This is a genomic window from Streptomyces malachitofuscus (genome assembly GCF_055571035.1).
The window spans coordinates 44,400-56,293 of the sequence record NZ_JBVIGA010000002.1 but is presented as its reverse complement, the minus strand read 5'-3'; the positions used below and the strand labels follow the sequence as shown (position 1 = coordinate 56,293).

The following is an 11,894-nucleotide window of genomic DNA, read 5'->3' as shown; positions in this document are numbered from 1 at the left end:
TCGGCGGCGCACTCTGTTCGACCAGTATTCGTTCGCGGTGCCCCGAGCGTCAACATCATGAATTGGACAACGGGGGGCGCGCCAGGCGCAGTTCACCGCTGTCCGCACGCTCCGTCTGCTGCCGTCAGAGCACTCCGCGGCGCTACGCTGAGACGACGGACCGCCATGGCGTCCCGGACGTCGGCGATCACCCCGTGACGGGGCGGCGCGCGTCGCCCCGAGAACCCGAGACCCGTGGAGCGGACACCATGGCAGTTGACGAGGCCGCCTTCCCGGTGGAGGCCGGCACGGGAGGTGACCGGAGCAGGGCGGCGGACGTCGAGTCGGTGGTGCTCGACATCGCGGCCCTCCCGCCCGAGGCCGTCGCGGCTCTCCCCGACACCGTACTGGGGGCGACCCTGCGTCGGCTGTACGAAAGTTGCGCGGACGGCGACCCGTTCGTCACCGGGCACAAAGAGAGTGCATGACGCGCGTGACACGGGTTCCGGGCCGCACGGCAGCCTATGGGGCGCTCCCTATACTGACGTGGCCGAATGGCCGAATTAGTAGTGTTCGCGCAGAAATGCCTTATCCCTGCCGCGCTCGGTTGTCGTGCTTCGTTCGGTTCCACCCGTCGTCCCGCGTCGAGCGGAGAGGCCATGCCTGACGCCCACCTCGCCCCCCGGGGGCCCTTCGCCGTCTTCCTGGCGGCGTCGGAGAACCTCGGTCTGCGGACCACCCTGCGCAACGCCGGGGACATCCTCGCCGAGGGCAACCGCAGCGTTCTCCTCGTGGACGCGCGCTCCGGCATCCCCGCCACGGGCGCACCACTGCCCCCGCCGGAGCCCGGACGCGTACACACAGCCGCCGTGCCCGACAGGGCGGCTCTGTCCGCGCTCGCCGAGAACCCGGTCGCCCGGTCCTACGACCACGTCCTGATCGCGGCGCCGTTCCCGGAGGCGCCGGATGCGGCGGAACCGGCCGACGCGGTCGCCTTCGCCGACGTCTTCGTCCTGTGCTTCGCGATGACCGCCTGGTCCATCGACGGCGCCGGTGCCCTCGCCGAGGAGGTGACGGCCCGCCGTGCCGACCGACCCGTACGGCTGCTCACCCTCGGACTGAAGAGCTACGTCGGCGTCCATGACAGGCTGCGCGACGCACGCGAGCGGGTGCGCCGGAGGTTCCGCCCGCTCGTCCAGGCGCTGGGGGAACCGGACGTCCCCTTCATCGAGATCCCGTACAACCCCGTGTACGAGGACAGCCGCAGTCTCGCGGTGGAGGTCGAGGAAGCCGGTACCGTGCAGGGGCTGCGCCCCTACTACGAGCGGCTCGCCGACTGGCTGCGCGCCCGCCGCCCCGCCCGCCTCACCGACGTCGTGGTCGTGCACTCCGCACGCCACGCCGGCTGGGCGGCCTGGCTGCGTGACCGGCTCGCGGCCAAGGACGTCCGCACGGAATTGCGCAGGACCGACACCTACACCGGCGAGCGCCCCGACCAGGGGACCGCGCTGCTGTTCCTGTCACCGGGCGACGCCGACGACACGCTGCTCGCCCAGCTCGCCGAGCTCTCCCACACCGACGTCCGCATTGTCCTGGTCGACGAGGCGTTTCCGCACACCGCGGCGGCACATCACGAGCGGATCGATCTACGGGGGACCGGAGAGAAGGAGGCGCTGCGGCTGCTCTACGCGGGTCTGGGACTCGGCTTCGCCGACCCCGCCGACACGGTGGGCGGAGCACCGTTCCCGCGACTGCCCGAGATCTCCAACGTAGCGCCGCACAGCCCCGGCATCGTCGGCCGTGACGCCGTCCTGACCGCACTCGACGACCGGCTGCGCGCGGCCGGGGCCAACGGGGCCTGCCTGGTTCTCCACGGACGCAGTGGTTGGGGCAAGAGCGAGACCGCGCATGAGCTGTGCCACCGCATCGGACCGGGATACGACGTGGTGTGGTGGGTCCGCGCCTGGGAGCGGACTCGGGTGGAACGCGGCCTCGCCCGGCTGGCAGGGCGGCTCGGCACTTCCGGGGAACGCCTCGGCGCCGCGTCCCACCGCACCGTGTCCCGCCTGCTCACCGGGCTGTCTCGTCCCGGCGCCGACGCGGGCCGTTGGCTTCTCGTCTACGACGGTGTCACCGACCCTGCCGACCTGCGCAGTCTGCTGCCCGTGCCCCATGAGCGCGGCCACGTCCTGATCACCAGCCGGCTCCCCCCGGCCCCCGACGGCGCGAGCCGCACGGACGGGTCGAGCTCGGGACGGCCACCTCACCTCACCCCGTTCGAGATGCCGCCGATGGACCCTGACGAGGCCCGCGCGCTGCTCGCCGAGCAGGTACCGGACATTTCCGAGTCACAAGCCCGTCAGGTCGCCGGCGTCGTGGACTTCGTCCCCCACGCGCTGCGCATCGCCGCCCATTGCCTGGCCGAACGCACTTCCCTGCACCGGCGCGAGGGCCACCTCAGCCAGGATGCCTGTCTGCGCGCCGCCGTCGAGGACCTGATCGCCGAATTCCGCTCCCGCAAGACCGAACTGCTGCGCGACACCGGGACGGTGACCTCGGTCGCGGTCATGGTGCAGGTGGCCCGGCGCTTCGTCCAGACCACCCCGGGCGCCGTCGCCTGGCGCGCCGAGAGTCCCGACCGGGACGCCATCGGCTGGCTGCTGGACGCAGCCTCTCTGCTCACCGGCCGTGGCATGGGTCTGGAGCTTCTGCGCTCGCGGCGCATCCTGTCCGAGCTCGCCCGGGACGACGACGCCGACGGACCCCGGGATCCCGGAGGGCTCCGTCACCACGACGAGGACGTCCAGCTGCCCGATGAGCACATGGTCAGTGTCGCCCTGTGGTCTCTCGCCCAAGTCGGCCTCATCGACATCGACTTCGACCGCACCCAGCAGCCGCTTGCCCAGCACCACGGGCTGCGCGACCTCATCCGGGAACGCATGGATCCCGCGGAGCGGCGGCACATCGAGTCGGTCCTGCGCAGCGTCCTCGCCGAGTACACCTCCCACGAGGACGAGGACCTGCCGGCCGACTGGGCCCGCGAGGTGTATTCCCTGCGCCTGTGGGAAGACACCCGGCCGCGGGTACGGCGCTCCCTGCTGCGCCATCTGAAGGCCCTCGGCCAACGGGCCGAGCCCGCCGACCTCGATCGCCTCCTCGACATCGCCGCCCGCGCTCGTACGGAATGGCACCTGGACGGCGACGAGCAGTCCCCCGAGTTCCTGCGCCTGCTGAACCTCGCCGCCCGTGCGCATCGGCTGCGCGGCGACTACGACCGCTCACGCCAGCTCGCGCAGGAGGCTCTGGGCGGCCACCGCCGGCTGCTGGGCATCACCCACCCGCGCACGCTTCTGTCCGCGGACTCCTACGCGGCCACACTCAGGGCACTCGGCCGGTTCGAGGACGCGCTGCTCGAAGTCAGGCCCGCACTGGAGGGACTGACCCTGCTCCTCGGCTGGAAACATCCGGCCACCCTCCAAATCGAACACAATCTGGCCCTCACCGAGGCTCTCACCGGCCGCTTCGCCGCCGCTCTGACCCGTCTCCTGAACCGCTTCCGCCACCGGCAGGCCGTCGGGGGCGCGGACGACGAACTCGCCTGGGAAAGCGCAGACCTGCTGGCCTACCTGTACCGCTCCACGGGACGCGACGGCGAGGCCCGGGACCTGCTGCGCCAGCGGCTGCGCCGGCTGGGCGACAGCTGGAGCGGGGAGCGTCTGCGCACCGAGGTGAGCCTCGCGGTGACCGAACGCCGTCTCGCCGACGGCTTCCCCGCCGTCCGGGACCCCCGGTACGGCTACGAACTCGCCCACGAGCGCGACCTGCGGGCCCTGGGCCTCTACCTCAGCCGGTTCGGTGCCGAGCGCTACGACACCCTGCGCTGCCAGTTCAGTTACGCCGCCGACCTGCACGCCCTGGGCAAGGCGGACGGGGCGGAACACCAGGCGCGCCAGTGCACCGAGACTCTCACCCGCATGTTCGGGCCCGGCCACCCCTACGCCGGACTCTGCCATGTCCGCCACGCCGTGTACCTGCGAGCGACAGGCGATGTACGGTCGGCCGAGGAGATCGGCCGGAGCGCGGCGAACCTGCTCGAGCACAAACTCGGCCGGGCCCACGCGTGGGTCGCCGCCGCGGAGAACTCCCTCGCCGTCACTCTGGCGGCGGCAGGCCGTACCGAGGAGGCCGCCGGTTTCGCCGAGGCCGCCCTGACCCGCCTGTGCGACCTGGGTGTGGCACACCGGCCCGACGGACGCCGGGTCCGCGCCCACCTGCATCGACTCCAAGGCGGCTCGGGCAACCGCCCGGCGCCGCCCTCCGGCTACGACATCGACCTCGAGTTGCCCGGCGTGTGACAACTCCGGCACACAGCACCGCTGATCACCCACGGAAAGGCGAGCACCTGTGGCAGCACCAGTACCCCAGCGCACACACACGCTGAAGGAGTCCCACTGGACCGTCAAACGCCACGGCGTGATCACCTCACTGTGCGAGGAGGCGGTGGCGGAGACACCCTCGATTCGATCCCTGTGCCACTTCAGCAACGGCATCCTCGACTTCGCGGTCCTGCGCCTTTCCCGGTCCCCGCTGAGCAGTCTGGTCACCGAGGCGGGCGACGAGTGCCGCAACGAGGCGCTGCCGGGCAGCCGACTGCTGCTGTGCGCCCAGGACCTTGGAGCGGTACTGCGCCCGCTCGGCACCGGCGAGTTGATGCGCACCGTGCTGGCCAACCACGGCGGCGGCCTGTGGGGCGGCCGGGCTCGGCCCGGTGAGTTCCTCGCCGCTGTGGCGGAGGACCCCGACGGGGTCGCCGCCATGGACGAGACGATGAACCATCTGATCACCCGTATCCGCACCGAGGTGCACTCCCTGCCCGACGAAACGCTCGGTGGTGACCCAGCGGCGAAACCCCACGCGGCCGGAACGCGACCGCGCAAGCAGGGGACCGAGGCGCCCCGCATCGACTTCGGCACGGCCGCGTCACCCGACACGGGCCACGAGGAGCGGATCAGGGACCTGTGGCGCACCCACGTGAACACCACCGACCTGCACTACGCGGGCTACTACCGGGACTGGACCCTGGTCTGCGTCGGTGACGTGTTCGAGGCGCAGGAACTCGGCCCGCGCTTCATCGACGTCAGCGTGCGCACCCGGCGCACCGCCTACCGCGACCTGTCCCGCAGCCTGCGCGGCCACCTGGTCCGGCTCACCGACGCTCTCGGCCTCGTGGCGCCCACCGTGTCCGGGCACGCCGACCTCGACCGGCTCGTCCTGGACGTCCAGGAGGGCGCCGTGATCGTCCTGTGGCCCTCAGCACGTTCCTTCCTGGTGGGCGTCACACTCGATCAACGGCAGGTCGACAACGCCGAGCAGCGCCTCGCGGAGCTTGCGTCGGCCGTGGACGCCATCACACCACCGCCGCGCTGAGCGTTCCCCACACCTCCTCCGCCAGTACTTCCACGGTCCGGGCCGGCGTCAGCGGATGCCGGGCCGTGGAGTCGCCCAGCAGATGCACCGGCAGAATCTCGACCGCCGACTCGTAACTACGGCAGATCCGGCGCAGTTCGCCCAGTTGCTGCTCCGTCGGGGTGCCGCTTGCTGCTGCAGCGGCCCAGTCCGTCACGGCACCGCGGAACTCCTCCGTGAGCGTCCGCACCAGCGTGGCGCAGCCAAGAGCGCTCAGGTCGCCCGCGGTTGCCGCGGCGCGCCGGGCCATCGCGCGGTCGGCGACCCGCTGGGTCACGGTTTCGAGCATCACCAGCGCGTCGCGGAACCGCCGCCGTACCGGCCCCGGCAACTCCGTGACCCCGGGCGACGGATCACCGGAAGCCGGAGGGTGCGTGCGGGCCGGCCGGGAAGAAGTCAGGCCCGCACGGCTCTCCATGGTCAGCGTCGCCAGGGAGCGCCGCACCTCCTCGAGGTGGGCGGACTGCTGCTCCAGATCACGTCGCATACGCTCACCGAGCTCCATCAGCTCCCCCTCGCGGCCCTGCTCCGCCAGACGCCGGTCGAGCTGCAACAGAGCCTCGTGCACCGCCTGCGCGCAGCCCGGCCGGTACACGAGCGGCCGTGACCCGATGGAGCGCCCGAGCCGGTCCTGCATCGACTGCGACACCAGGCCGTTGACCACCAGCAGCGCCTCGATCCGGCCCGGGCGCACCGCACCGCGCAGCCCGTGCACCAGTGCGGTGATCCGCTCGGCGTCATCGGCCCGCAGCACGGACCGGGCATAGACCACCGCCAGATAGGTGTTCGGCGCCGGCGACAGCCAGTACATGACTTCCTCCCGGCCGCCCGGCGTGCGGGACAGCCGGGCCGGCACGGGGTCGCGGGACGCGACACGCCACTGCCCCAGATCGAGGGCGTCGTGCACCTCACCGAGCACCTGACGGTACGTGACCCGTTCGTGCAGATGGCGCACCGCGGCCAACACCGTCGCACCCCGCACCACCCGGACCAGGCCTTCGGCGTCCTCGCTGAGCTGCCAGGCCTGTCGGCAGGTCTTGAGCACCTCCCGGGGTACCCCGTCCGTGAGTTCGTGCAACAGTCGCAGTGCTTCCTTCTCGAACGGGGCGGTGCCGGTCCGGGGCGCCTCGGCCGCATCGTCGTCGGCGGCGAGATAGCGCGCCACCAGTTCCCGGGTGTGCCCCTCGTCCAGCCCGGTCGCCCAGATCTGCACCGTCCGCTCGTGCACACTCGGCCGCAGGGCACGCAGGCCGCCCGGCGAAGTGCAGAACACCATCAGACCACCGTGACTGGTATAGATGTTGACGAGACGTTCGAAGGCGTCCATGAAGGTGCGCCGGATGTCCTCCGGCCAGTCGAGCACCTTCTCGAGGGAATCGATCAGCAGGACGTAGGGTGTGCCGACCCTGCCGTGCAGGAAGCCCTGCACCGCGAGAGCGTCGAAGACCCGGTCGATGCCGGAGGCGGCGTCCGAGCGGCCCTGGGCGGGGCCGATCGGCTCGGTGATACCGCGCTCCCGCAGCGGGGCCGCCGGTTCCTCGCCGTTGAGCCACTGCCACACCATGCTCTGGAAGGGCGTCTCGAGGAGCAGCGCCAGCGCGGTGGCGAACGTGCGGTGCTCGGTCACTTCTCCCAGGGTGCCGCGCAGGTCGGCATGGATCACCTCGGGGTCGTACCGCAGGGCGGAGACCACCTTGTCCGGGTCGAGCGTACGGTCACGCAGGCCGGCCGCGATCTCCTGGAGCGCGTCCCGACGGGGATCGTCGTCCTGGGCACCGACCCAGCCTGCTGTCACATAGGCGTAGTAGTCCCGCACCAGTTCCTCGAACGCCCGGCGTCCCTGGCGGGTGTATCCGGGGCCGCGCAGCCGGTCGCGGTAGAGCCGCCCCATGTCCTGGGCCGGTTCGTCCACGATCCACAGGGCCGCGTCGCTGTGCTGAGCGCTCACCGTCTGGTACGTCCGCCGCAGGGCGTGACTCTTGCCGAGCCCGAACTCGCCGACGAGGGCGACGGCCACACCGCGTCGGCCGCCGGCGGCGGGCGGTGGGAAGTAGTCGGCGACCAGCCTGTCCACCTCGGCGACGAGCGGGGTGCGCAGGTGGGCATTGCCCGAGTCGCCTCCCCGGACCGTCGGATCACCCAGGTTGGATGAGGGCCCGAGACGCACGACCGGGCTGCGCGGGAACGGGTTCCTGTGCCAGATGTCGCTGTCTGGGGCCACGATGGCACTCCTCGTGTGTCCGGTTGCGGCGTTCCGAGCGGCGGTCGGGTGCGGGTGCGGATGCGGGTGGGCGAGCCGGTCAGGTGCCCGGCGGTGGAGCGGGCTGCCGCGGCACGCCCACCGGCGTAGCGGGTCTGCGCATCATCGACGCCAGATCCGGCGTGGGCGAGGGCAGGTCGGCGGCGGTGACCCTTACCCGGCCGTGCGTCGTGCGCTGCTGCTCGGCGAGGGTGAAGCACATCTTGCGCAACTGCCGTACGTCGGACCGGCTCCAGGCGTCCGGATCGCGCGGCGCGTCCGGTACGGGGGGTACCCGGCCGTCGGGATCGGGGTGGCCGGAGCGGACGGCCTGACTGAACTTCACGGTGTCCTCCGGGGTGAGGCTGCCGAGGGAGAGATGAGTGAGGGCGGGCTGGCGTCCCAGCACCTTGATCACGTCTTCGTGTGCCGTCCGCGGATCCTGGTGACGCACCTCGACGAACAGTACGATCCTGCTGCGCGCGTGTCTCAGACAGCTCTTGAGGAATTCCGTGCGCACCGACCCCATGTCGTCCCGCCAGTCCATGTGCGGCACGAGAACCAGCAGAAGCGCGTCCTGTTCCGCGAGAAGCCGGCTGGTTTCCGCGAAGGTCTCGCCGACGTCACCGTCACCCGGCACCCGGTTCTTGACCTCGGTGAACTGCAGATGCAGTTCGGAGACGATCTTGTTGCGGATGGCGCCGTTGATGCCGTCCGTGGTGGCGAACTGTCCGCGTTCGTCGACGCTGATGGTGCCGGCATGGTTGTCGTATCCCCCGGTCATCACCACCACGGGGCGTGGTGGCCGGATGGTTCCCGGCGGCAGTTCGCTCGCGCCGGCCGCCAGCTGCAGTTCCCGCAGACGTTCCCGGGTCAGATGGATGCACCGGTGTATGAGGGTGGTCTTCCCCATGCCCATCGGCCCGGTGACCACCACCACATGGCCACGGTCCACCTCCGGCATGAGCATCTGGGGGAGTTGCTGGTCCAGACACGACCGGAAGGCGCGTACCTGCTCCTCGGCATGGTCGACGTCGACCCACTGCCGGGCGTGGCCCTCCTCCTCCCAGGGCACCAAGGGGTGGTCGTCCATCAGCGGCGGTGCCATCCACGGGAACAGGGACCTGCTGCGCGGCACGTACACGCCGAACGGGTTGTCCTGAACCGAATGTGTCATGCGGCCGCCCCCCGGGTCGTGTGCCGTGCGTTCCGCTCCCGCACGGTGAGCAGGCTCCAGTGGAAGAGCGAGCGGTTCAGGCCCGCCACGGCGCCCAGCACGCCGTTCACCGCTTCGGCGGCACGACGCGCCTCGCCGGCCCGTGCGTCCGTGCCGAGCACGCGGCCGCCCTCCGAGGCCGGCAGCGGCTCGGCCAGGGGGAGCCGATCGGCGACGCGCCGCGCGGCGCGCCGCCGGGCTGCCGGGCCTCGGACCCGGAACAGAGTCCCGGTCAGGGCCTCGCGCGCGGCGTGCACGGTCGCGTGGTCGGCATGCGGGTTCTGCTCGTAGGCGGCCAGATACGTACGCGCCGACGTGCGGAACGCCGCCTCGTCGGCGACCAACTGCTGTCGGATCTGTCGCCGTTCGGACGACACGCGCTCGTACATCTGGCCGCCGACCGTCAGCAGGGCGCCGGCGAGAAGCAGCGGCAGTCCCTTGACGAACGTGAGCAACCAGCCGTCCCCGCCCTTGTCCTGTGCGGCGGCGGACGGCGCGTCGGAGTCGGCTGCCATGAGAGCGGAGCAGGCACGGGTGAAGTCCTTCTTGTGCCGCTCGGCCCACCGCTCCACCCCTATGGTTGTCTTGGAGCGCTTCGGACGCACGGAATCCGGCCCCTGACCGCCGCCCGCGTCCAGCAGACCGAGACGCCGGGCGGCGGCGACGAGGTCGTCCCGGTGGGCGGAGTCCAGGCAGTACACCAGCTGAACGTCGTCCGTCTCGGTGGCGGACGGTGCGGCCGACGCCGGGGCGACCGGTGACAGAAGGACGGCGGAGCAGGCGATCAGGAGCGCCGGTAACCGCGAGTGGCGCGGCAGGGCCCAGCGGCCGGCGAGCCGTGCACCGGGCGGGTGGCCGCCACGCGCCGCCCCGCACGTGCCCTGCACCGTCCACTGTCTCATTCGCCTCTCCCCGTCCGGCCTCTCGGGGCCGCCGCCTGGTGCGTCTCCGGGCCGGCACACGGCTGCCGGCACCCTCCCGCTCCGCGCCTACACGATCGACCGCTCGTCCGCAGAGCACTCCGCCGGATGTCCCACCGGCGGCTTGTCCTGCGGTGAACGACGCCCGTCCGCGTCACTGCGTTCCTCCACCGCTCGGCGCGACCACGGACGGGGCGGATGTGCCCGCAACGCCCGCGAGAGGCCGTGCAGTACGTTCACGGTGACAATGGCGGGGCCGACCGTGGCCACCGTGCCCGGGAAGTCCCGTTCCAGGGTCAACGCGATGAGCACGGCCGTGATGCCGTTCTGCTGTGCCAGGCCCAGTTCGACGCGGTCCGTGTGCGAAAGCCGCCGCAGGAACAGCGGCATGACGGCGAAGGCCACCACTGCCTGGGCGCCGAAGGCCGCCAGTCCCAGGACGAACCCCGCCCACCAGGCCACGTCGTGGGCGAGCAGCAGGCCCAGCGCCGCGAACGCGATGACGAAGGCCCCGACGACAGCACGGTCCGCCGCCCTGCCGAGCAGTTCCGTGCGCACCACCAGGCCGGCCAGCGCCACCGCGAGCATCAGATGCTCCGCCGCCGCGAGCAGGAGCATGGTGATCAGGAGCAGCGCCGCGGCAGTGTGCTTGAGCCGGCGGACCGCGGGAGTCGCCGACATCCGCCCCGCGACCCGCCGGCCCGCGAACCACAGCAGCAGTACGCCTGTCAGCAGCGCCGCGTTGAGCCCCAGACCCGTCAGATAGCCGGCCGCGCCCTCGTCGACGACCTCGGGCCCGGCCCCCTCGCCCGCCGCGGAGTGGGCCAGTCCCGCGAGATACAGCGTCAGCAGCACGGTCATCGGATCGTCGAAGGAAGCCCACGCCCTCAACAGCGACTGGGCGCGGGGGGACATCCGTCCGTTCCGGCCCAGGGCAGCGACGGACAGGGGGTCGATCTGCGCCACCGCGACGCCGAGGACAAGAGCCTGTGGCCCTCGGACGACGGCGTACACAGCCGCGGTGATCAGTGCGGCTTTGAGGACGACGCCGAGCGTGACCGCCGCGATCACGCCGGTCAGATCATGGCGCAGTGCTGTGAGGTCGATCGAGTACGTACTGCCGTAGAGGCCGACGGCGAGCAGCACACCCACGAGGAACAGATATCCGCCCGAGTCCACCAGGGCAGAGGTGTCCGCGGCGCCCGTGGCGTCCAGGAGCAGTCCGCCTGTCACACCGCACACCAGAGCGGCCGCTCCGCCGACCACCAGTGTGGGCGGAGCCGTCGGCCATCGCCACGAACGGGCGCGTTCCGGTGGTGCCGTCATGCCCGTTCCCCCCTTCGTCCAGGCCTCGTACCCGCACGGGCGGCCCGTCCTCTCCTCCGCGATCCCCGCACCGCGCCCGTGCGGCACGCGCCACGGGGCAGGTGAATCGTAGGGGCCCCGCACACTGTGCCGGAAGCAGGACACCGGCCTCTCGCAAGGTGGTTGACAAGCCTGGCTCCGCATGGTCGTGCCGCACGGCGCCGTTGCTGTGCCGCTTGCCCAGACGATGCCCCTCCCAGGGCGTCGCCGAACCCGCCGGGGGAGTCAACACGGCGCCATCGGACGGCCGCTATCGAGTGAATCGGGCGCGGGTGTGCGCACGGCGGGCGCACACCGAGCCGAGAACCGGACGCTTGCCCTCCCGTCGACGGCCCCGGTGCCTCACCTGCCGGTGACCACGGCCGTGCCACCTCACGCCACCCCTCCGGGAAAACCCGGTGCCCCCGTCCCCCATGTCTCCGTAGACTCACGGAACATCGTCGGACCACACCGGCGGAGTGCCGCCGTGACGAGTGAGGGGAGCCGGGCCGTGCGTGACCGCGTCGCCTGCGTCGTCCCCCGCTGTGGACACCGTTCCGAGGTGATCCTGGTGTCTCCGGCCGCCCGGTGCCCGCTGCGCGGCCGGTACCGGACACCCATGACGCACGGCTGAACCGCGCCGCACCCGGGAGCCCGACGCAGGAGGACCCTCGCGGCCGTGTGCGCCCCCGTGCGTCAGGGAAATCGCGCTGCCCCTTTCCTCATCTCC

7 protein-coding genes are annotated in these 11,894 nt (G+C 71.7%); 3 read left to right on the top strand and 4 right to left on the bottom strand.

Annotated elements, in window-relative coordinates; genetic code table 11:
• Positions 1–248 precede the first annotated feature (248 nt).
• The 3 genes from fxsA to ACZ44S_RS02735 all read left to right on the top strand — a co-directional run bounded on the left by fxsA (position 249) and on the right by ACZ44S_RS02735 (position 5,406).
• The gene (gene fxsA, locus ACZ44S_RS02745) at positions 249–467 is read left to right on the top strand and encodes an FxSxx-COOH cyclophane-containing RiPP peptide (RefSeq protein WP_466923780.1); all 219 of its coding nucleotides are present in this window, start codon (positions 249–251) and stop codon (positions 465–467) included.
• Positions 468–638: 171 nt separating this feature from the next.
• Positions 639–4,334, top strand: coding sequence for an FxSxx-COOH system tetratricopeptide repeat protein (gene fxsT / locus ACZ44S_RS02740; RefSeq protein ID WP_466923777.1), 3,696 nt, complete (start codon positions 639–641; stop codon positions 4,332–4,334).
• 49 nt (positions 4,335–4,383) lie between these two features.
• Complete coding sequence (locus ACZ44S_RS02735; RefSeq protein ID WP_466923774.1) at positions 4,384–5,406, top strand: hypothetical protein; 1,023 nt, start codon at positions 4,384–4,386, stop codon at positions 5,404–5,406.
• Here ACZ44S_RS02735 and ACZ44S_RS02730 read toward each other — a convergent pair.
• The 4 genes from ACZ44S_RS02730 to ACZ44S_RS02715 all read right to left on the bottom strand — a co-directional run bounded on the left by ACZ44S_RS02730 (position 5,387) and on the right by ACZ44S_RS02715 (position 11,146).
• Entirely contained in the window at positions 5,387–7,666 is a 2,280-nt protein-coding gene (locus ACZ44S_RS02730) for a hypothetical protein (protein WP_466923769.1), read from the bottom strand. The two genes, ACZ44S_RS02735 and ACZ44S_RS02730, sit on opposite strands and share 20 nt — an antisense overlap.
• Positions 7,667–7,745: 79 nt before the next feature.
• Positions 7,746–8,861, bottom strand: coding sequence for a P-loop NTPase family protein (locus ACZ44S_RS02725; RefSeq protein WP_466923766.1), 1,116 nt, complete (start codon positions 8,859–8,861; stop codon positions 7,746–7,748).
• Entirely contained in the window at positions 8,858–9,802 is a 945-nt protein-coding gene (locus ACZ44S_RS02720; RefSeq protein ID WP_466923762.1) for a hypothetical protein, read from the bottom strand. Before ACZ44S_RS02720 ends, ACZ44S_RS02725 begins: the two co-directional genes overlap by 4 nt.
• 87 nt (positions 9,803–9,889) lie before the next feature.
• Positions 9,890–11,146, bottom strand: a complete 1,257-nt coding sequence (locus tag ACZ44S_RS02715) for a cation:proton antiporter (RefSeq protein WP_466923759.1) — start codon at positions 11,144–11,146, stop codon at positions 9,890–9,892.
• Positions 11,147–11,894: the final 748 nt, after the last annotated feature.

What these genes read in the sequence shown, in the direction of transcription:
- fxsT (WP_466923777.1), top strand. Translation starts at nt 639, where the DNA reads ATGCCTGACGCCCACCTCGCCCCCCGGGGGCCCTTCGCCGTCTTCCTG.
- ACZ44S_RS02715 (WP_466923759.1), bottom strand. Translation starts at nt 11,146, where the DNA reads ATGACGGCACCACCGGAACGCGCCCGTTCGTGGCGATGGCCGACGGCT.
- ACZ44S_RS02720 (WP_466923762.1), bottom strand. Translation starts at nt 9,802, where the DNA reads ATGAGACAGTGGACGGTGCAGGGCACGTGCGGGGCGGCGCGTGGCGGC.
- ACZ44S_RS02725 (WP_466923766.1), bottom strand. Translation starts at nt 8,861, where the DNA reads ATGACACATTCGGTTCAGGACAACCCGTTCGGCGTGTACGTGCCGCGC.
- fxsA (WP_466923780.1), top strand. Translation starts at nt 249, where the DNA reads ATGGCAGTTGACGAGGCCGCCTTCCCGGTGGAGGCCGGCACGGGAGGT.